Origin of the sequence: Deinococcus sp. QL22, from assembly GCF_023370075.1 — a bacterium.
In the GTDB taxonomy this organism is placed as follows: Bacteria; Deinococcota; Deinococci; order Deinococcales; family Deinococcaceae; genus Deinococcus.
Map to the genome: position 1 here is coordinate 31,651 of NZ_CP097151.1, position 20,864 is coordinate 52,514.

Here is a 20,864-nt window from a genome sequence, read left to right on the forward strand (position 1 = left end):
CATTTTCCAGCTCACCTTGCACCACCCTGTATTCCCAAGAACCAACCTGTGTCGGCCCGGTTGTGGTCAAATTGTCGTCACCTTTGCCACCATAGCCTTCGGCCTGGACGCTGTTGTGCGTTGTAATTAGGAAACACGACCTGCCAGCCCACCATCTCGCCGTGGCCTACGACGTGTTCTAGCCTTAACACGTCCTGCCGTCGTGCAACGGCCCCGCAGCACGCTGTGGATCAACTTCGCCCGACTGACTCAACTCGCCTATGCTGAGGCATGTTCGACCCTATTGAGCTTCTCGACCAGGAGCACATCACACTGGCCAGTCTGCGGCAAATCCCCGCGCTGCAGTTTCAGACCGCCCGTGCCGTCAACCTGGACGCGACCCGGCTCGCTGCCTTGACGAATGCGATCACCCATATCTGGGAAGCGCGGCAAAGTACGTTCCGGTCTGGAGGAAAGAGCGCTCTGCCAGCAGCCTGCCGCCGCCTGCCCCTCTCGCTCAGCAGCGGAACTGAGTCATTTGGTGTGGATCTACAGCATGATTACCCTTGCTTTGGCAGTGGACTTGCCTTCAGGGCAGGCTAGAAGCCATCAGGAAGGAACGACGGTCTACCAATACCCTATGCAAGCTAGGACAGGGTCTTCCGCGCGAAGCGGGACAGGTCTGAGAGCTGCTGTGCAGGCGTTCGACTAGGTGTTCATCACGCTTGAAACGTTTTTCACACATGACGACGGGTGGGAATCTGAGATCCGCTGCTGCGTGTGATCACCCAGATTGCCTTAAAGGTGTTGCGGCCTTACGCACTCAAACCTCTGCCTGGGACGACGTCGGGTCCCTATCATCTCGGGCTAGACGACGGCAGTCATCATCGCGCTTCTCCCCGAACCAACCGAGAAAGTGAGGGTGCGTCACCCTACCTCTGCTCTAATGAGGCCTCGGCGTAAAGCACTCCATATCTCCCTCGGATCGTGCAAGCTCATATCAGGCATCTCCCCTTCAGAAAGATGTGGCGACATGGGGAACTGATCGGCTAGAAAACGTGACGAAACCGGGAGCCAGTCGCTGAACCTGTAAATTCCTTGGAGCTGTAGGAACCGTTGCAGGGCATTGACCTCGTCTCCCCCAAAGGACAACCCCAAGCCCTTCAATTCAGGATCAAAGACATCTTGTTTCGCCATCAAAAAACTTTTGAACGCCAGATAGAGTGAAATCTCTTCATATGGTCGCAGGTCTCGTATGCTTTCTGCAGTCGACGGTGCATTTGAATGAAAATGCATGTACAAATCAAGTTTCACCATATGAGCCAGCAGCACGCACAGGTGACGGCTGTCGCTCCCTCCCAAAGCTGCCAGGCCCTGCAGATCGGCCAGCAGCACCTCATCCAGCCGTGTCCTGAACTCTTGATTGCCAACAATCTTGGTATATCGGTACCCTCGCCCTCGACTCAGGAACAATAGGTCTGCCACTTTCACTTCACGCCAAGACCGCGTATGAACGATCAGATTCGACCTCTGAAGCGCCCGTTCGAGCATCAACGCGACCGGTTTGGTGGTAGGAACAGCCTGAAGATGGTTCAGAACGTCAAGCACACCCTCCTCCAACTGAAGAGATGTAGCCCGGTCGTTGGTGAAGGTGCGCAGAGCGAGGAGCATGAACTCTGCAAAGGTGGCTGGCTTGTACGAGAGGGGCTGCAGACCATAATGCGCCATGATGTTCAGAACGGCGCGTGCGGCAGTCTGACTGTTCTTGATCCGGAGTGGGTCGAGAGTCACTTCCGGCCCTTAGACACAGCAACAGGTTGACTCACCAGGTTACGCCCCATGAGTCTCTCGTTGGGCCACGCCAGCTGGTTTGACGAGAGCGTCTCAGAGCTTGTGTCCGTAATGAAGCAGTGCCAGCTGCTGGATGTCATGGACGGCCAAGCGGCCTAGGACCTCCAATGATTGAGGCTCGACCCCCACGATATGGAGCGCACTTTCTTGGAACTCCAAATCCTGATGGGCAATGTCCTCGGCTAGGCTGCCATCGACGGAGACTACCCTTAGAATTTCTCCTCTGGCCAGCAGCGGCAAAGGCTCGGACTGGGCAGCAAACCGGACTATCCAGTCCCGCCCCTCCACCTGCAGTCCCGTCAACTGCAGAACCTGCACTTCACCACTGGAAAGATCATGCAAAGTCAACACCTGTTCGAGAACCTCCGCAGCTTCTTCGGGAAAGGCATCGTCTGCAAGCAAGGCATCTACTGCCTCTGCATTCTCCTGACGCATCACGAACGCTGTGCTGGAGGATAATTCGTCCATGCCCGCGTAAAGTTCCTGTAAGTGGTCGAGGAGCGTCTGCCAGGCTTGCAGATACGTCGTCACAGGACTGCCTGGTGGAATCGTCATCGGGGAGAGACTCCGGTCATCCAAAGCCTGCTGGAACCGCCGCACCTCCGCTACAGGTGGCGTGAGATTTGGTGTGTCCATCATGCCCCGTGTAGCGTCCTGTGCTCCTGCGGGAGTGTCGAAGCTGTAGACCCTCAGCACCTCGGCAACCAGACTGGCTGAAGCTGCAAGCTCGCGTAACAGAGTGTCTAACTCCTGCGCAAGCTCTACTTTTTCCGCATTGATCTGCGCAGACCGTGAAGGAGACGGATTCACGAGTGACCGCGCCGTCGTGAGCCGTTGGCGCTCCTTTTGCACCAGCAGACAGACCCGGTCGATTCGGGCGAGCAGTGGGTCTGAACCGTCCTCAGGACTGACGTATTCTCCGGCGACGGCCAAGAACAACCCCGCCTGCATTCGCTGCGCCGCCAGCTCCTCTTTCCAAAATTCCTCGTTCATATTTACCACCCTGGTTGCCCGATCGACTTCATTTCATCAGCATCCCGCACAGAGCTGCATCGTCCTGAAAAGAGGGAAATCCTATCAGTAGTTGACTGCCCAGCTGTGGACCCGTTCAGTTCCCGATGTCATCCGCTTACGGATAGGTTTCCCGCAGATGTCGCGGTACCTGATCGGCGCGCCACTGACCCATCAGGTAGTACACCGTATTCATCCTGACAGCTTCAGGTAACTGCCCTGCCTGGAGCGTCTCAAATGTTGCCGTTACGACCTGACGATACGCCGGGTAGTGCGGATCACCGCTCCGCTGCCGGTAAGTCACGATTTTGCGGTGTACTGCGGACACATTCGGTCTGAAAAAATCCATCCAGGCCTGATACTCGATCTGGTCGGCTTCCAACCGAAGGCGAACTTGTGGCGTTACCTCTCCCTGAAGAACTGGCCCCGCGGTTCCCGCTACGACGGCCCAGGAGAGGCTGACGGGATCCTGCGTCTCCAAATCTCTGACCAGACTGAGTCCGTAAGCCAAGGTGTCATCCTCACGCCGGTACAGGCTCACTATTCCGAACCCACGAATACCGAGGGGGACGGAACTGGTCTGCACACGGTGGATCAAGGCCGGGGGCAGGGCCACCCATACGTGCATTGCTTTTCTACTCTCTGGTTTTTGAGGGAGTGAACGGCCATTGACTGCGATGGGTTGCAGGCACAGGTAGGGCGTCCCACGAATCGTTCGCAGGTTGCTCCGTCTTGGGGAGAGACAAACAGTCTGGGCCTCGAAATAAATTCTTTTGCCTACAAGAGGCTGCAGTGCGATGCGTTCTGGCATGACGGTGACGATTCTAGAGGGCCACAAACTTCAGAAGTTGTTGCGGGCTTTGAGAGGCCTGTTCTTGAACAGCCTGGCATCTCGGAAATACCTTCCCGGAGATTTCCCTCTTTTCAGTGCCCCTGCCCTAAGCCGTTCATGCTGCACCTCGCTGGAACGCGCGGGTTGCCGCCCTACACCAGTCTCTAGATTTCAGGGAGAAATGCATGCCTAAGACCAGAACCTACCTTGTGTCATCTAACCCCTTCGGAGTGGAGCCAGGTGTCTATGAAGCGGTTTACGACGAAAGCCTGCGCCTTACCTTCCGGTCTAACCCGAGGCTCTGCAAACGTGTGACGTCCACGAATGCAGAGGAATCAAAGGCGCGCCGCCTCACGCTACAGAAGGCCGCCGCCCTGGGGTACCGCTGTTGGTACTGTGGTCAGGCCATGAATCCGCTGACTATCGGCGCGCCTGAGAGCGTCGAGATCGAGCATCAGATCCCCAGATCAAGCGGCCGTTCAGAGGTAGAACGCTTGGAAAATATGGTCGCAGCGTGTCGGCGCTGTAACAACGGGGCTTATCCCGGCAAAGGGGAACAGGACGTTGAAGGGTTCCGTATGATTCTGGCCGACTACCACGAGGCCGGGAGGGTCGTATTTTTCGGCGAAGTGCTCCGTTGGGTGCGCGACCACGCTGCGCAGCTGCACCTGAATCTTCCGTTGACAGCACACGACGCTCAGAGAGCGCTCGGCTGGTACAGAGAAGGCTCCTGCGTCAAGCTTCACAGCTGGAACGACGACGCGGACTATCTGCAGGGCCTGTGCCTTGCTCTCCCCGCGGACGGCTTCCTGTTTCCACTGGGAGTCCCAGCTCAATACTGGAAACCGACGCAACGGACTTCTACCGAAGCCAATGCGCTGCCAAGGGCGAGAAGTGCGTGAATCGTTCCTCTCGCTTCCTTATTCTCCAGCGCTGCACATTCGCCAACACGACAGACCTCAATCCCCTAAGTTAGGCTACACGTCTCATTCCGCAGTATTTAAAGGAGTTCTATGACCAATGATCCCCAAGCTTCTGCCTTATTCAGCCAGTTCCTCAACGTCACAGCGGATGGGCTGACTTCTGAAGCTATGGATAAGTTTCAAGCACAGCTGCACACACAATTCCCCAAGGCATTTGATCTCCACTTCATTTTGATTGAGCTGATCGCCTCGAAAGAAGATGACTCTGCAAACGAGCATCTCCCAATTTTACGCCGTGCTCTCCGTCGGCAGCATGCGCAGATGCATGGGCGTCCAAAAACGTATCTCGGGCATGCACGTAGGCTTGGAATGCAATACATCCAAGACCGGGCTTTGCACCTCGCCGCTCCAGTATTGGAAGAGGTATCGAGTGTTTCACGCCATCACGCTCCTAGCGAGTGGTTATCTGACCTCGTCAACCTGGCCACATTGCAGAAGGAACTGCAGCATTTCGAGAAGTCCATCGCTACCCACCGGGAAGTTTTAGAACTTCTGGGTGGCGAGCGCGAAGCTACGCCTGTACACGCGAATGCCTGGCACAGCTTAGGTCAGGTGTACGGATCGTTGAAACAATACCCTCAAGCTGTTGAGAGCTATACCCAAGCTCTCAAGGTGTACCGCGCTTCACGCGCTGCTGAGAACAATGACATTGCGGATGTTTTGAACGACTTGGGAACCGTCTACCGTGACCAGGGCCGTCTGGCTGATGCATTCAGGGTTCACCGTGAAGGCCTTGACCTTCAGAAGGCCGCAGCCAGACCGAACCACGCCGCAATCGCTCTCAGCCTCAACAACCTGGGAAACCTTCACTTCGACCGGGACGAACTCGACGAAGCTGAGGCTTTCTACCAGGAAGCCTTCCCGTTGGCACGTCGATACTCCACGGCGGCCGATCAGGCGCTGGCCATTACCAACAATAATCTGGCGCAAGTAAGGTCTAGAAGAGGGGACACCGAGAAAGCAGTGCGGCTGATGGAAGAAGCAGTGCAGCTTCGCCGTATTTCCCACTCCTCTCACCACTCTGACCTAGCGGAGACGTTGCGCAACCTTGCCAATGCCTACTCCAAAGCCAGACAGTGGAATCAGGCAGTGACTGTCGCCAGTGAAGCCTTCGACATAGAGATTGCCAATGAGCAATTTCCTGTCAGCAGTAAGCATCTGAACGCTGACGAGCGACGGGCAGAAAAAGGTCTTGAGCTTTTACTACATCTCATGTTCCCTCTGGTACAGGTGGGAGAGGCACGGGATTGGACGAATCAGGTGACTGCTCTCCTGACTTACAAGGGAAATGCGGAAATCGAGCAAGGACTTGCCAGCATTCTTCATGCTGCAGCCAGCGGTGAGCTCGAGGACATTCTTGAACGTCGTCAACACCTCCAAGGAGCCATCGCTCAGGCACGTTACGGCGAACAACGCAGCGACGGCGCAGTCGATCAATGGATGCAAGAACTTCAGAGCTTGGACCTTTCTCTCGAGAAGCACCCGGAAGCCCGCCGGTTGGCAGATGAATTGCGACTTCGGAAGATCCAACCAGCAAGTGTCACCGACGCCCTCCAGAGCGGCGAAGCACTGTTGAATTACCTTGTCGTCGGCGAGAAGTTGTTCGCTCAGATCCTGCATCAGGACGGAGAGCATCACTTCGTGTACTTTGATGCCACTGGCGTCAAAGAGTGGGTCGGGGAGCTGCAGCATATTCTCCGCAGTCAGGCAAGCGAACAACTGTACCTTTCTCATCCAGAGTTACAGCGAGTGTTGCGGCATCTCTACGACGTTCTGCTGGCTCCGATGGAGCAGATGCTGCGCCTCGGCACCAGACTCGACAGTCTCGTGATCAGCGGTGACAGTTACCTGTATGGCCTCCCCTGGGATCTGCTGCTGCGAGAGCACGAATCTGGCTCCGTCGCACTCATCGAACAGGTGAGCATCCGCCTGATTCCGACCCCCAGAGACCTCGTTCGCCTGCACCGTCTGGAGGAACTCCAAGCGGCCGAGCTCAGTTCAGCGCTCCTTCTCGGCGTGCAGACCTTTGAGACGGGGACTGATGAGAGCGGGGAAACCGGCGACCGGGCTGCAGAGCTCGACTTTCCAACCCGGGCTGGCCTGGGCGGACCAGGGAGCCTGGGGCTTCCCCGGTACCGAAATCTGGCGGGCACCCGGCTCGAGGTGGAACTGCTCACCGAAACCCTGCAGCAGCACGGGCTGAAGGTTCAGGCACTCCTGAGCCCGCGAGCGACTGAACAAACGTTGCTTCATCTCTCCCCCGCCCCTTCCGTGCTTCACTTCGCCACACATTCCGACGTGTGGACTCCAGAAACAGCGCAGGCCCATTACGTCACCTCGGCTGCAGTCAATGACGTACGGCTGAACCCGGCGCACCCATTCTCGAGAGCAGTCGTAATTCTCGACGGGTATAACGGGAAGTCGTTCCGAGGTGTACTGCGCGGTTGGGAACTGGCCAGTCTTCACCTCTCCGGGACTCAGATGGTCATGTTTTCCTCGTGTGACTCCGGCCTCGGTGATATGACCGCTGGTCGCAGTGTCGCCGGGTTATCCCAGGCTGCCTTCCTGGCTGGCGCCAGGAGGACAATTACGACGCTTTGGCCTGTCTCGGATGCCGAAGCACCTCAATGGATAGCGGATCTTTACCAGCGTCGGCTTGAGGGAGCCTCGTGGCAAGAGGCAGTACGGTCGAGTAAGTTGACGATGTTGGAGGATGAGCACCCTCTGGGATCGTGGGCTCCGTTCGTCCTGAACGGTTTGGCTTGAAAGCACTTGACGTGACGCAGTCAACACGGTAGCTCCTCTTCAGGCGAGCCGGGAACGTCTTTAGGGGCGATGGAGGGCAGTTCTCGGATACCTGCCATCGGCAAGTTGTTGGCGCGATGGGGTGACCTAATGAGGTCATGCAATGAAATAAAACTAAAACGTCCTCTTGGGAGCCAAATGGATAAGAAAAATAGGCACAGGAAATTTCAGCCATTTCAATCAGATCAATTTCAAAAATCTATAGAGAACTACCCACGTTCCACGAGAACAACCCCGGACTACAGCTCAATCCGGGCAACCGCCATTGATATCGGTTTAGCTTGGGAAGAAAGAGATGGTGGTGTACCGATATGTGTGTTCGCCCCAGACACTCGAATGCCATTAAAGGACAACTGGGAACGTGGCCCGTGGCAGGATATGCACCGCAAAGTGCTGCACGCTGTTGAGGTCTGTGAACAGTGCCAGTTCGACCTGGGCGCCTTACTAGAATCGTCTCCCTGGGGCCCAGGCGAAACGATCATAAGTCTCCAAGATCTTGCCACACACTCATCGTCGCAAGGACGGTTGGCTCAGCGCGTCGTTTCGACGTTGCTGGCTCCTCCGGCGGAAACCGGCGAGGAATTAACTGGCCCTGAACGGCTCTACCAGCAAGCGGCCTTTGATCTGCTGTGGGGACTGGCTGTCGAGGCGTGGGGAACCCAATCACAGTACTTACGTCGTCCCGGCCTTATAGGAGGGAGCACAATAAAGGTGGGGAGAAGCTCTCAAGTTCACCTGATTGATGACGGTATACGAGTGTATTACGGACGGCCTAGAGACCCAGAAGACGATTACACCTCCAGCTTACGGATCCTGTTTCCCGTGGATCGCCGTTTACTCCCCAGCCTCGATACATGGCGGGAGAATTTGCCAATTACTGGCAAAGAAGAGCCTGACATACACTGGGAGTCCGACTATTGACAACGCTGTCCTCCGACGGTCGCGTTGTCTTGACTTGGCCTGCGGCAGACGGACTGCAGGGGTAGCCTCAAGTTCGAGCCATCCCTGCTGCGACCGTAGACCACGTCTGGAACGCTCGATTCTGATTGTTTCTTCTGATCGTGGCAGGAATGATGATGGAGATTCTCAATTCGAGCGTGCAGTTCCAGAAATTTTTGCCCTCGTTTTCTTCGCGTGAGCCCCTGCTACTGTCGCTCTTGACGCCGTGTAGAGCGGTGGGACTGTAGGGTCATAGTGTTACAGCGCGCTGTACAGGTTACCTGTTGGTGATCGACGGATGCCAGGCTCGGGCACGGAACAATGAGGCCGACGCGCTCTACTGCGAGGGGCAGGTACCACCGGGCACGGACGTCATCTAACTCCTGTGGAACATCTCCTGCAAAATCACTTGCAGGAAGCCTGCCTGGTTCTGCGGGAGGCCCTGCAGATGACGGAGGAACTCGGTGCACGTGGACGGGAATCCATCTTGCTAGCCCTGCTGAGCCGTCTCCATCCAAGCGTCTGCTTAGGAAAGCCTGTGTGCCGCTTCGGTCTCGCGGTGCCGATCAACGAGGGTACCCTGCACGAAGCCATTCCCGTCGGCCACGCGCCGTCTGGACGCCGACCACACCCGCACAGACCTTGTCCAAGTCCCACCGGGAGCAGGGGGCAGGATTCCCGGTGGCGCAGGTCTTCTGCGAAGAGGGGTTCGAAGTTGATATGCCAGATTCGCGCCAGGCTTCATGACTGACCTCAATACCGCGCGGGTGCAGCAACTTCTCGACCATCTTGGGCGCTCAGTGGAAACGGTGGCGGGAGGGCTCGAAGTCGGTCACGGCGGGTCAGACTCCCCTGACCCAGTTGAGGCGACACGATCCAGAACCGTCCTGATTACGGCAGGCGGGTCATCATCTCGGCGAAGAACCCGACGCTCTGGTCCCCGGGCGTGCCGATCACCAGACCGCGGTCGAGCATGGTGTTGAACTCTTCGCAACTCGTTTCGGCAATCAAGGTGCAGCTGTGGCAGGCAGCGAGGTTCAGGCTGTTCGGACCCTGCAGGCACTCCATGCACACCGGATCGTTGCTGCACCAACGGGCGTTCTGCAGCGCATTGAGCAGCGTGCGCTCGAAGCGTTCAGGTTCACCCTGGCGCACCAGGCCGCCCAGGGAGCCGTCGCTGTCACCACTGGCGGTGTAGATCAGTAGGCCGGACGAGACGCTCCAGCTCATCGGAGAGGCGCTCGCCCTGCCTGACCTTCCAGAGCGCTGGCACCGCTTCCTGGCCATTACGCGGGTCAACACGCTTCATATGTACAGCCGCCACGATCAGGCCCCGACAGACCTCTGGTCCATAGCTTGCGCTGCATGGCTTCCAGGCCGCTGATCCACAGGCGGGCGGCCTCATTGTTGGACTGGGCTTCTTTTTTCTCTTCTCCTCTCAGGTCACCCTCTAGCGCGGCGTCGGGCTTCTCGCGGTAACAGTGGTGGGCTTCATCTGCAGAGCGTTCGTGAAGAGGCTCAAACGCGCTAGACAGAGGTGCAACGCCAGCAGGTCAGCATACAGACCGTAGAGCAGGCTCTTGAAACGCTCCGTGCAGGCATGGCGAGACGCCAAGACGAGTTGCAGCGGCGGCAGACCGACACGCCTACGCTGGTTCATGACTTACAGGCAGTGGTTCAAACGCACCGCCTACAGCAAGGCGAACTGATGGCGCCGAAAGAAGCGCGTTGGGGAAGTGACGCTGCCAAGCTCAGGGAAGAACTCAAAGACCCACTCGCTCAACTCCAAGTTGAGGTACGGCGGCAAGGAGCTGCACAGCTCACCTTCAGTCATGATTTGCAAGCTCAAGAACAACGGCTACAACGATTCTTCGAAGCAGGGTTGACCTTGTCGCAAGGGCGCCACGAGCAAGACACTGCCCGCCTTCAGAACGAACTGGAGACGGTTCGAAAAGATTTGGAGCAGCTGCTGACGTCGTCCAAACAGCACTTCACCGATCAAGCGGCCGCCCTGGGGGCAGTGGAAAAACAGGCCCACGCCACCGACCACGGCCTGCAGCGCTTCCTGACTTGGTTTTCAGAGGCAGGGGCCATGATCCGGATGCGGGGCAAACCATGAGGTCTGTGCCAACTCCATATCAACGAAATATAGACAGGCTTAGGCCGGTCTTGACCTAAGACTCTCAGAGTCACCTATTTTCGCCTTCTGATCCCGCAGACCCGTGATATTCATAAGTCTCACCATCAACGTCATAACAGAGTCGTGAGGCACACTGCCGGGGCGACGCTGTGGCAGGAGCAGAGCCTTGGCAGGATTTATCCGCAGCAATCTGACCGATATCAAATTCCTCCGCAACCTGTTCAATTCTGAAACCAATGATCTGCTGGTTTTGAAGGAGATCATTCAGAACGCCGATGACAGCAAAGCCAATTTTGTCGTCATCGGTTGCACCGAAGGCATCGCTGACGCCGAGCATCCCCTCCTGCGGGCACCGGCCCTCTTCGCAGTCAATGACGGCCCGCTGAGCCAGGAGGACGCTAAAGCCATCATCAGTCTGGGGCTCAGTACCAAAGGCGGCGATGCCAGTACTGTCGGCAAGTTTGGTCTGGGACTCAAAAGCGTGTTTTACCTCTCTGAGGCACTGTTCTTTCTGGACGCACGGGTGCCACCAGAAGACGTCTGGCCCCACGCCCATTTCGACATTCTTTCGCCGTGGTTGGGCGGTGAGAATCCGTTCCGGCCTGAATGGGCGGCGTTTGGCGCGGCAGACAGAACCCGCATCCTGGCTCGACTCCAGCAGCTCAGCTTGCCGGACGGCTTCGTAATCTGGGTGCCGCTGCGGCGCAAATTGGATTGTCAGGTCGCTGGCAATGAGCGCTTGGCCCCGATCATTCCGAACTACCCAGGAGACGAGCCTTTTCACATCACGCCAGACACCGTGCGGGATGTAGGGGCCTTGTTGCCCATGATGGGCCACGTGCAGCGCATCAGCCTCAAGCCGCGCCCAGCCGCGACCACGCCACTGATGAAGTTTGAACGCTTGGGCAGCACACGGACGGCCAAGTTCAAGCAGCAGGCCTTTGAACGGAGCTTTAGCGGATTCATTCAGAAAGATCAGGCCGAGGCCGCGGTGTACCTCGGTACAGAAGTGCTGATGGAGGATCCTGCCCTCATTGCCCTCAATACCAGCGAGTATTGGCCGACGACCGAAGTCACGACGCCGTTCGGAGACGTGCAGGAGAAAGATCCTTCGGTGCCCCACGGCGCCGCCCTCTGGCAGCGGATCACGGGTAAACCAGGCACTACAGCAGAGTTGCGAGGACAGTGGTCGGTCTTTTTGCCGGTCGAGCAGGCTTTTGAGCCTCAAGTCCTCGAAGGCCCGGACTCGTACACCCTGACCCTACACGGCTACTTTTTTCTGAAACCCGACCGCAAATCGGTGTACACCTGGACGAGTGGCCTACTGGGAGAACAGCCCGATAGTGAAGAGCGCATGCGGCAGCACTGGAACGGCCAACTGGCCACCAAAGCCACCCTGCCTTTTGTTCTAGACGGGCTCTCCAAAATCACGCTGGATGTGGCCGACAGGTGGGTTGGTGAGTTGACTGCCCGGCTTAGGAATTCACCGCTGGGTCAAGACCACCTCGAAGCGCTTACCTCCAAACACCAGTGGGCCCGCATCTGGCAAGAAGGTGCGTTTCGTTGGACGCTGGTGAACCCGCAGGTGAGGTTCTTACCCCTGCCCGATGAACCTGATCTGCTTGCTTGGCTGCCCAGTCTTCCGGAGCTGGCCCAAGAGTATGCCCTGCGGGATGACAGCAGTGCCAATTTTATCCGCCGGGAAAACCGGCTTCGGTGGCCGTTGGAGCTCACCAAGCAGCTGTTTGAGCAGCTGAATTTCACCGCGTTGCTGGAGCAGCCGGCCCAAATGCGCCTGCTGGGAACCCTGCTGCCCCATCTCCCCAGGCATGATCTCACCGCAGACCTCCTCCTGCACCTGCGCGCCGCGTTTCACACGGCCACTCCAGCCCTCCTCATTCGCCACAAGAGTGAGGTGGCCAACCTGTTGTTGGCTCTCCTGCCCTCCAGAACCATCAACCTTCCCGCTGAAGGCCTATCGCCCGACTTGGTTCAGCGTCTGATGCAGGCCCGGGTGAGTGTCTTGCTCGTTCCGAATGGATACGCGGCCCAACCCGATCCCAAACGATTGACAGGCACAGACGCTCAAGTGCTACTGGACTGTATTCGGGACGCCGAAGATATTGCGCCGGTCTTGCGCTTTTTGTCGCGCCAGATGCAAGATCCCGCGACTCTCGAGCAACTGACCGAAGACCGGCCCTTATTGCCGACGCTGCTGGGTTCAGCAGGAACCGGACCGTGGCTCACGCCTCGACAAGCCAAAGTTTACGCCGAGCAGGCCCGCATCTTCCGGCAACAGCGGGATGACGCCGCCCTGCTCAGTCACCTGCAAGACGTTCTTGGGGACGAGCCGTTGTATTTGGTCGAAAGCCGCGTAGTAGACGCCTTAGAGTTGGAAAGCATTCCCAGGTTATCTACGGCCGCCGCTCTGCTGACCGTACGGCAAGCCAAAACTTTAGGCCCGGTGTCCTCCAGGCTGGCTCTGCTGCAGCGCTTGATGGAAGCGTCGACGACCATCACCGACCGGGTAGAAAACCGCGAGGTGTTACGGCTCCTGCTGCATGGAGAGGTCTCGCATACCAGTGATTTGGATACACCGCTGCTGATCGGCGACGGCAAGAAGGATGTCTGGTGGCGGGTCGCGTCCCTGACCAGCGCGTATTCCCCGCTCGGATGGTCGGTGGTCACCGAGCGTGTGGATTTCTTAACGCCCCGCAGCATGGCCCAGTTGCGGGTGGTGCGGAGCGACGCCTCGAGTTTGACCACCCTGCTTGCGGCGGCGCCGCACACCTTTCCGGGGAGTGTCCTGACAGCTGATGAGCGGCGACAAGTGATCTTGGAACTGGACGACTCACTCCTCAAACAGCTGCCCGTGTTTGAAACCCAGACCCGGCAACTGATTTCCATTTCGCCGGGTGTGCATGTTGCGGGTGGATTTTCGGTCAGTGAAGCGCTTGAGCAGTGGGTCACCCTGCTAGCCTTGCCCGAAGATGACCACGTGCTGCGGCGGCGCCTTGAGAGACTGGCCCCGCCCCTGAGTCCAGTGCATGTCTGGGAGTACCTTCAGAACGAGCCGCAGCCCTGGGAACACTGGCAGGCCCTCGGTGAAGCGCTGCGTGCCTACCGGGGCGGTGTGCTCCCACACCGGGCGGCGGAACTGCCCTGGTGGCCCCTAAAAGAAGGAGGGGGCGTGGCCCCCAAAGACCTGCTGTTCTTGGTCAAACACCCAGAGAGTCGGGGTGAAATACAGCGGCTGCGCCAGGCCAGTGGCAAAGACCTGCGGGTCCAAGACGACTTGTTGCCGGAGTTTGTTGAGGTCTTAGGCGCAGATGTCAGCCGGCTATTGGCCGCGGAAGACCGGCAACGGGAGCGGCTGGCTGAGCTGGCCACCTCGGCCAAGCCGTATTTTGTGGGCAGCGTTTCTGAATCTGCGCAGACCTGGTTGCGGGCGTTTGATGGCATCCCCCCAGAAGACCTGCCCCTAGTTGGATTACTGCGGGCCTTTGCTGGATCCCGTGAAATGCAGGAGCTGCTCCTGCAGAGCGCGGCGCGGCCAGTCTCCGCTCCGCAAGTCGTGCGTCAACTGAGGTTTCTCTATCAGCAGGCTGTGGGTGCGGACGACCCAGACATTCGAGCGGCGGCTGTGGCGGTGTTCCCGGCGCTCCTGGCCGACGTCAGAGATCAGCGGCAGTCCGCGGCGATGCTGACGTCCCTGCACCTCCTGAATGCCAGTGGCGAGTGGCGCAAGGTCGACGATCTCACGCGCCACGGAGCTCAACTTGATCCTCATTTCGTCCTGTGTGCCGAGCACACGGTGGCGCTCTACGGGCCAGACGCACAGGAACAGGGACAGCTGCCGGTGCAGACTAGCCCGCCGGGCCAGGCGCCGCCCATGACGGCGCTGGTGAACGGCGTTCAGGCCCTACGCAGTCACCTGCGAGACTGGGAAAATACGGCCGTTCCCCGCGAGCAGCTCGGTGCATTCCTAGGTCTGCTTGACGGCAATCCCAAACTGCATGCGGCAGCGGAAGGCTACCTGGCCAACTTCAACCTAGACGTGCTGCGCGAGCAGGCTCTGCGGGACGTTCCACGGGATAAGTTGCCTCACGGGTTCGATTCGTATCAGGAGATGCTGGGCCGCACGCGCCTTCTGATTACCATGTCTAAGGGCGAGCACCGAACCGTCCCCAATCTGCTGGGCGACCCGTTGCAGGTGCCCTTTAAAGACGACGCAGGCCTCACGAGCATCTTTACCAAAAAGCATGACGCCCGGCCCTTTCAGTTTGAAGGTGCCTTTATCTACCCAGTCGATCTGAAGCCGGTTGACCTCAAGCGGCCAGATCTGGATCTGTCGACCCTGCTGTTTGAATCACTGAAATGGGTGCTGGAGCAGTACCACCGTTTCACGCCCCCACACCTCCATCAGGAGTTTAGCCGCGTGGTGGACAGCAGCCAGACCACCGTGGCTGCCACCCAGCAGCGCCTGATTAAAGCGGCCTCTCAAACCTGGGGCAGACAACTGGGGATAGACCGCACGAGTCGGGTGCGGGACATTCTCAATGCCATTGATCAAGCCGACCGCACGGCGGAGCAGGCCCGCGCCCTGCGCACAGGTGAAACTGAACGTATAGCAGAACGCCAGATCCGGGCCCTGCAAGACGAACTCAAGGGGCTGGTGGAATCCGATCCCGTCACCCAGCGCGCCCTGCTGAGCGGCGTCTGTAAAAAAGTGGCTGAGATGCAGTACGTGCCTGACAGCGTGCCCTTCGAGCTGCTGCAAAATGCCGATGACGCCCTCCAAGAATGGCAAGAGATGGTGGGCGACATTGACGAACGCCGGCAGACCTTCACGCTCGACCTTTCCAGCAAAACCCTGCGCGTCTCCCATTGGGGCCGGCCCGTCAACTTCTTTTCATTCGGCGACTTTGATGGCAAGAGGCGGGGATTTGACGGCGACCTCGAAAAGATGCTGACCTTGATGTCGTCTGATAAGGAAGCAGGGGTCACGGGAAAATTCGGTTTGGGGTTCAAGAGCGTCTTTTTGCTCAGCGAGCAGCCCACGGTTAAGAGTGGCCGCCTGGCCTTTACGGTCAAAGGCGGGGTCTACCCAGTCGTGCCAGACGAGGAACACGTACAAAAGATGCGGGCCTACCTTGAGCGCGTGTCTCCGCCAGGTGTGCTGGACGGCACCTTGGTCGAGTTGCCGCTGGCCACCTCAGAAGCGGCTGCCGCCGCTGTCCAGCGGTTTATTGATCTGGCTCCTCTGGCGCTGGCCTTCACCCGGGCCATTCGGAAGTTCCAGATTATTGAAGGCAGCAAAAAGCAGCGGGTGGTGTGGCATGAAACCCCACTGTCAGATCACGTCTCGGCTGTTCAATCTCAGGTGAGCAATGGCAAGGGATTCCGGGCGCTGGCCCTGCATTCACCAGCAGTGAAACTGCTCATTCCGCTGGACGAGCAGGGGTTTACCACACTTCCTGCGGGCACACCGAACATTTGGGTGACGGGGCCGACAGGTGAGGTGTTGGGCCTGCCATTTCTGGTCAATGCAGCCTTTCCACTTGATCCCGGCCGGGCCCAGCTCGCCCGCAACGAGAGCTTGGTCAGCGCGCTGATTCAAACGCTGATCCCAGGGCTGCATGCTGCTTTTGTCTCTCTGCTGAACGAATCTATCCCACCCGAACATCTCTCCTCTACGGTGGGCGCCGCCATTTCGACCAAAGCCTCACTCGTGAGAGAGCTCTGGAGTGCTTTGGCCCTCCCCTTGGCCCGGGACAATGACGCCCCCGCGTACCTGACCCTGCGCTCGCTGCTGTGGGGCACTTCCGGCGCGTACGGCGCCCTGACGCTGCAAGATGAGGTGGTGCCCTCCGGATTGCCAGGTGCGTACCAGACCCTCATTCGGGTCGGCAATCTCAACTTGAGCACTGTGGACTTTCCCAGCTCCACCCTCGCGCTCCTGAGCAAGCAGTCTGCTTTTCGAAAAGCGTTTCCCCCCGGCACCTTGGTGGCCAAAGACGTCTCCCGTACCCTGCAGGCCCTGGGCCTGCCTGCCCCCCAACGCACCGTGACGCTGCTCCAGGTGCTGCAACTACTGTTGGCAGATCAAAGGATCACGCCGGCGGCAGCACCTTGGCTGCCAGCGGTGTTGACCGATGATGTCCTCAAAACTCTGCGGGAAGACGAGTCCACCGACGAGTGGCTGGACGCCTTGGCGTTCCTGGCCCAGGACAACCACTACTATCCTGCCCAGACATTATTGATTGGCTCCAGTCAGCAGGCGTCAGACGAGGCTGCGCGCTTCCCTTTCGCGCCAGAATCCGCCAAGCTATCGGACAGCTATAGCCCTGCAGCATTGCCGCTGTTTCGCCGCTTGCGCGGAGACGCGCCCGCTGCCCAAACGGTGCCTTGGATCCTCTCGGCACAGGGCAGTGCCAGGCTGGCGGCCCTTCAGTACATCGCAGCCTTGGGGGCATCTCAGCCTGTCTCCATCAGTTTGAGGGAAAAGATGGCAGGCAGTTGGCTTGAGTACAGCCGCTTACTGGTTACCGAAGAATGGGGGCAGTTGGGAGAAGATCAGCAGACCGATGTGCTCAATGTGCTGCGTCAGCTTAAAAAAGCCGCGCCGATGATTGCGGAAACGGTGGCCGATTTTGGTGTAGACGACGAGGCGGAGTTCGAAGAGTTTATCGCGCCAGCTGCAATGCCCACTGACACGCTGCAGCGCCTGAGCGAATGGTGGCGCCGAGAAGGCCCCGTGGCCGTGCGCCGGTACAACGAGCGCCTCTATCCCGGCGGAGTGCCTTTTGTCAGCAGCAGTGATTTTGATGCCGAAGACCCCACCCAGCGGCAGCGTTGGTTGTCGCTCCTTATGCTGGGCAGCTTTCAGTCGATGGGCCGCACTCAACCTGGAGCCCACCGCAACTTTTTGCGCCTTTGTCAAGACCAAGGCTGGCTTGAACGCTTCAGTCAAGACGGGGCCACAGACGAACACTGGATGGCCACGGTGCGCGAGTATTTGGGGGGGAATCCAGAAGTCCTTCAGTATTACCAGTGGATGCGCGGCTTCATCGGGTTTTATCAGTTGGGCCAGTGGCTGCCCGAGTATGTCGAAGTGTTGTTGGGACTGAACCGCCTGCGGGACGGGCAAACGTTGCGAACCATTTTGGCACCCAATGTCAATCCTGCCCTGCAGGGCAGCGGCCTCAGTGCGCCGCCTCTCACGCGAACCTTGGGGATCGGGGGGCCTTTTGTGATCCGTGAACTGCTGCGCCACCAGGTGCTGACCCATGAAAGCCTCCATTGCCTGGCCTATGTGCCGACCCGGCGGGTGCGGCTGATGATGGGCGAACTGATGGGGCTCACCTTCCCTGACGAGGCCCATGAGGAAAATTCACGGGCCATCCACGCTCACTTGGTACAGCGCCTGGGCTCTAAGGCTGCCATCTTTGGCGGTGACTTCGACCTGCCGCTGCAGGCCTTGGCTGGAACCGGCCGAGATGACGTCGAGGCGGCCGCGCTGCAGCGCACCTTGTTGGGCCGTCCCTTGTTCGGGAGCCACGTGTGAATCTGAAGCGGGGAGACCAGGTCGCGCACCGGGAGCATGGGGTTGGGCAAGTCATGATGGTGGAAGACACTACCGCAGTGGTGCGCTTCGACACGGTTATTCACGAAGTGCTGCTTACTGAACTCAATCTGCGGCGGACGGCCTTACAAGCGTTGCAATTGGGGGTCGTTGCCCCAGCGGCCGAAACGCAGCTGCGGGTGCAAGCGGAGCTGATCGCTAGCCTGAACGACGCCTGGGGCGTCTTTTCACGGTCGAGGATTGCGCTGCTGCCGCACCAGCTGTGGGTGTGTCATCAGGTACTGAACACCTGGCCTCCGCGCTGGCTGATTGCCGACGATGTGGGGCTGGGCAAAACCATTGAGGCCGGCCTGATTCTGTGGCCGCTGCTGAGCCGCAGGCAGGTCACGCGCCTGCTGATCATCGCGCCCGCGGCCCTAACGGCGCAGTGGCAGGAGCGGATGAAAGCCATGTTCGACATCCGGCTGACGATCTATGACCCAGGTCAAGACCGCCCCAACGCCAAGGCAGGCACGACGTATTGGGACATCCATCAACAGGTAATCGCGTCTCTACAAACCCTGCGGGATGACCGAGACGACAAGCACGCCCGCCTGTTGGCGGCCGATGGGTGGGATCTGGTGCTCGTGGATGAGGCGCATCACCTCAACGTTGATGAGGTGACGGGTGCAACGCTCGGTTACCAATTGCTGCGGAAACTGCAGGACGCAGGCAAAATCAATGGGCTGGTCTTCTTCACCGCCACGCCGCACCGGGGGAAGGATTACGGCTTCTTGTCTTTGCTCCATCTCCTGCGCAGCGACCTGTTCGATCCCGAACTGGACTTGGGCCCTCAACTGCCCCGGTTGGCTCAAGTGGTAATCCGCAACAACAAGCAGCTCGTCACCGATCTTCAGGGCCGGCGGCTGTTTCAGCCTCCCATCGTGGCCAGCGAGGAGTACAGCTATTCTTCAGAAGAAGCAGAGTTCTATGCCAAATTGACCGAGTTTATTGCGACTGGGCAAGCTTACGCGGCCACCTTGGGCAATACCTCCAACGGTCAGGCGGTTATGCTCGTGCTGATTGCTCTTCAAAAGCTCGCTTCTAGTTCTGTCGCCGCTTTGCGGCGGGCCCTGCGCGGCCGGCAGCAGCGGGTGACCCAGCAAATCAAAAATGCCCAAGCTGGAGCGGCCGCCTACCAAGCGCTGCTGGAAGCTGGAGACGGCGACGCGCTCAGTGCAGCTGAAGAAGCGCTGGGGGACTGGGGGGGCGGCCTGCTCTTGATGGAAAATGAGCGGGTTCACCTTGAGGAGCTACTCATACTGGCCAACCGGGTCAAGGTCGAGACCAAGATTCAAGCGGTGTTGCTGGCCCTAGAAACGCGGTTTCAAGACCGTTCCGTCTTGTTCTTTACGGAATACAAGGCCACACAGTCCCTGCTGCTCGGCGCGCTCACCGAACGCTACGGTTCGGGCAGCGTGACGTTTATCAATGGAGATGGACGCGCTGAAGACGTGCGGGGGCAGACGCTGACCATGCGGCGAGAGCGGGCGGCGGAACTGTTCAATTCAGGTGAGGTGCGCTTCTTGGTGGCCACTGAAGCGGCGGGTGAAGGCATTGACCTTCAGCAGCACTGTCACACCCTAATTCATGTCGATTTGCCGTGGAATCCCATGCGCCTCCACCAACGGGTGGGTCGGCTCAACCGCTATGGACAGACCAAACAGGTCGAAGTCCTCTCCTTGCGCAATCCCGGCACAGTGGAAGCCCGCATTTGGGACAAACTCAACAACAAGATCAATGCCATCATGCGGGCCTTTGAACATGTGATGGAAGAACCTGAAGACCTGTTGCAATTGGTGCTGGGCATGACTTCACCCAAAGTTTTCCAGACTATGTTCAGTGGCGCTGGACGAGTTGACCGTCAACATTTGGACGGGTGGTTTGACCGCCAGACAGCGCAGTTCGGAGGCAAGGACGTGCTGGAAGTGGTGCAAAATCTCGTCGGACACAGTGCGAGCTTTGATTACGGCCAAGTGAGTGCCCTCATTCCACGGGTCGACCTCCCGGATTTGCTTCCGTTTTTTAGGGCGTCGTTGCGGCACAACCACCGCCTGCTGGAGCAGCAAGGCAACACACTGTCATTCAAAACCCCGGAAGCTTGGCTAGAAGAGCTGGGGGTGCGCCGCAGTTATAAACAGCTGGCCTTTGAGCGCGCCGCTGGAAACGATGATGTGGCGGGTATCGGTCATAAGGTGATTGACGCGGCTGTGGCCCAAGCCCGGCAGTTTCAGGGCAGTGTGGCGGTGGCCCGCTGGACAGGATTGGCAGGGGCACTGTATGTCTACCGGGTTTCCGACCGCGTCACCGCGACACCCAACGTGCGCCGAACCCTGGTCGGGCGATTGATGGGAGAGGAGTGCCGGTGGCTGCGGGACTGGGAACTGTTGAAGCTGCTCAACGAGATGAAGCCAGAACGGAGCGGCGAGCCTCAAGCAGCCAGTGCGCTGAGCACGTTGGCGGCCAGCGTCGAAGCGGAGCAGAGCAAGTTAGCGGATTTCTTGCCCGAGTTGCAGCTCAACTACTCAGCACCTACCATTGAACCTTACGCTGTCTTCGTGCCGCACCTCTCCAGCGCTGAGGGGTAATCTCATTTTCAATCACCGGATCGCTCAGTACCCTCAACAGTGTTGATCCACTCAGTGCGGCTGTTAGAATCGTTCCCGTTCCGCACCCTGATTGGACAGCAGCCTTTTATGC

11 protein-coding genes are annotated in these 20,864 nt (G+C 58.7%); 7 read left to right on the forward strand and 4 right to left on the reverse strand.

Features of this window, described 5'->3' with window-relative positions; translation table 11 throughout:
- Positions 1-270: 270 nt before the first annotated feature.
- Entirely contained in the window at positions 271-582 is a 312-nt protein-coding gene (locus tag M1R55_RS19545) for a hypothetical protein (RefSeq protein ID WP_249395105.1), read from the forward strand.
- 324 nt (positions 583-906) lie between these two features.
- On the opposite strand, the gene M1R55_RS19550 is transcribed toward M1R55_RS19545, so the two are convergent.
- From M1R55_RS19550 to M1R55_RS19560, 3 genes are all read right to left on the reverse strand, one after another.
- Positions 907-1,770, reverse strand: a complete 864-nt coding sequence (locus M1R55_RS19550) for a hypothetical protein (protein ID WP_249395106.1) — start codon at positions 1,768-1,770, stop codon at positions 907-909.
- Positions 1,771-1,863: 93 nt separating this feature from the next.
- Positions 1,864-2,823: a hypothetical protein gene (locus M1R55_RS19555; RefSeq protein WP_249395107.1), complete on the reverse strand. Its 960-nt coding sequence runs from the start codon at positions 2,821-2,823 to the stop codon at positions 1,864-1,866.
- 136 nt (positions 2,824-2,959) lie between these two features.
- On the reverse strand, positions 2,960-3,469 hold the full coding sequence (locus tag M1R55_RS19560; protein ID WP_249395108.1) for a hypothetical protein: 510 nt from the start codon (positions 3,467-3,469) through the stop codon (positions 2,960-2,962).
- 389 nt (positions 3,470-3,858) lie between these two features.
- Between M1R55_RS19560 and M1R55_RS19565 the strand changes: the two genes are divergently transcribed.
- The 3 genes from M1R55_RS19565 (at position 3,859) to M1R55_RS19575 (ending at position 8,382) form a co-directional block, all read left to right on the forward strand.
- Positions 3,859-4,575 carry an HNH endonuclease gene (locus M1R55_RS19565; protein ID WP_256566032.1) on the forward strand — a complete coding sequence of 239 codons (717 nt, stop codon included), beginning with the start codon at positions 3,859-3,861 and terminating at the stop codon, positions 4,573-4,575.
- 111 nt (positions 4,576-4,686) lie between these two features.
- Complete coding sequence (locus M1R55_RS19570) at positions 4,687-7,422, forward strand: CHAT domain-containing tetratricopeptide repeat protein (RefSeq protein ID WP_249395110.1); 2,736 nt, start codon at positions 4,687-4,689, stop codon at positions 7,420-7,422.
- A gap of 177 nt (positions 7,423-7,599) precedes the next feature.
- Positions 7,600-8,382 (forward strand): hypothetical protein, encoded by a 783-nt coding sequence (locus M1R55_RS19575; protein WP_249395111.1) that lies wholly within the window; start codon positions 7,600-7,602, stop codon positions 8,380-8,382.
- A gap of 909 nt (positions 8,383-9,291) precedes the next feature.
- On the opposite strand, the gene M1R55_RS19580 is transcribed toward M1R55_RS19575, so the two are convergent.
- Entirely contained in the window at positions 9,292-9,630 is a 339-nt protein-coding gene (locus M1R55_RS19580; protein ID WP_249395112.1) for a hypothetical protein, read from the reverse strand.
- Positions 9,631-10,000: 370 nt separating this feature from the next.
- Between M1R55_RS19580 and M1R55_RS19585 the strand changes: the two genes are divergently transcribed.
- From M1R55_RS19585 to M1R55_RS19595, 3 genes are all read left to right on the forward strand, one after another.
- Positions 10,001-10,519, forward strand: a complete 519-nt coding sequence (locus M1R55_RS19585) for a hypothetical protein (protein WP_249395113.1) — start codon at positions 10,001-10,003, stop codon at positions 10,517-10,519.
- Positions 10,520-10,706: 187 nt separating this feature from the next.
- A complete protein-coding gene (locus M1R55_RS19590; protein WP_249395114.1) occupies positions 10,707-18,107 on the forward strand; it encodes a sacsin N-terminal ATP-binding-like domain-containing protein in 7,401 nt (2,466 codons plus the stop codon).
- Positions 18,104-20,752 carry a helicase-related protein gene (locus M1R55_RS19595; RefSeq protein ID WP_249395115.1) on the forward strand — a complete coding sequence of 883 codons (2,649 nt, stop codon included), beginning with the start codon at positions 18,104-18,106 and terminating at the stop codon, positions 20,750-20,752. The genes M1R55_RS19590 and M1R55_RS19595 overlap by 4 nt, the downstream gene beginning before the upstream one ends.
- Positions 20,753-20,864: the final 112 nt, after the last annotated feature.

Excerpts from the sequence above, each read along its gene's own strand:
- M1R55_RS19545 (WP_249395105.1), top strand. The coding sequence starts at position 271 with ATGTTCGACCCTATTGAGCTTCTCGACCAGGAGCACATCACACTGGCC.
- M1R55_RS19585 (WP_249395113.1), top strand. The coding sequence starts at position 10,001 with ATGGCGAGACGCCAAGACGAGTTGCAGCGGCGGCAGACCGACACGCCT.
- M1R55_RS19560 (WP_249395108.1), bottom strand. The coding sequence starts at position 3,469 with ATGCACGTATGGGTGGCCCTGCCCCCGGCCTTGATCCACCGTGTGCAG.
- M1R55_RS19575 (WP_249395111.1), top strand. The coding sequence starts at position 7,600 with ATGGATAAGAAAAATAGGCACAGGAAATTTCAGCCATTTCAATCAGAT.
- M1R55_RS19580 (WP_249395112.1), bottom strand. The coding sequence starts at position 9,630 with ATGAGCTGGAGCGTCTCGTCCGGCCTACTGATCTACACCGCCAGTGGT.
- M1R55_RS19570 (WP_249395110.1), top strand. The coding sequence starts at position 4,687 with ATGACCAATGATCCCCAAGCTTCTGCCTTATTCAGCCAGTTCCTCAAC.
- M1R55_RS19555 (WP_249395107.1), bottom strand. The coding sequence starts at position 2,823 with ATGAACGAGGAATTTTGGAAAGAGGAGCTGGCGGCGCAGCGAATGCAG.
- M1R55_RS19565 (WP_256566032.1), top strand. The coding sequence starts at position 3,859 with ATGCCTAAGACCAGAACCTACCTTGTGTCATCTAACCCCTTCGGAGTG.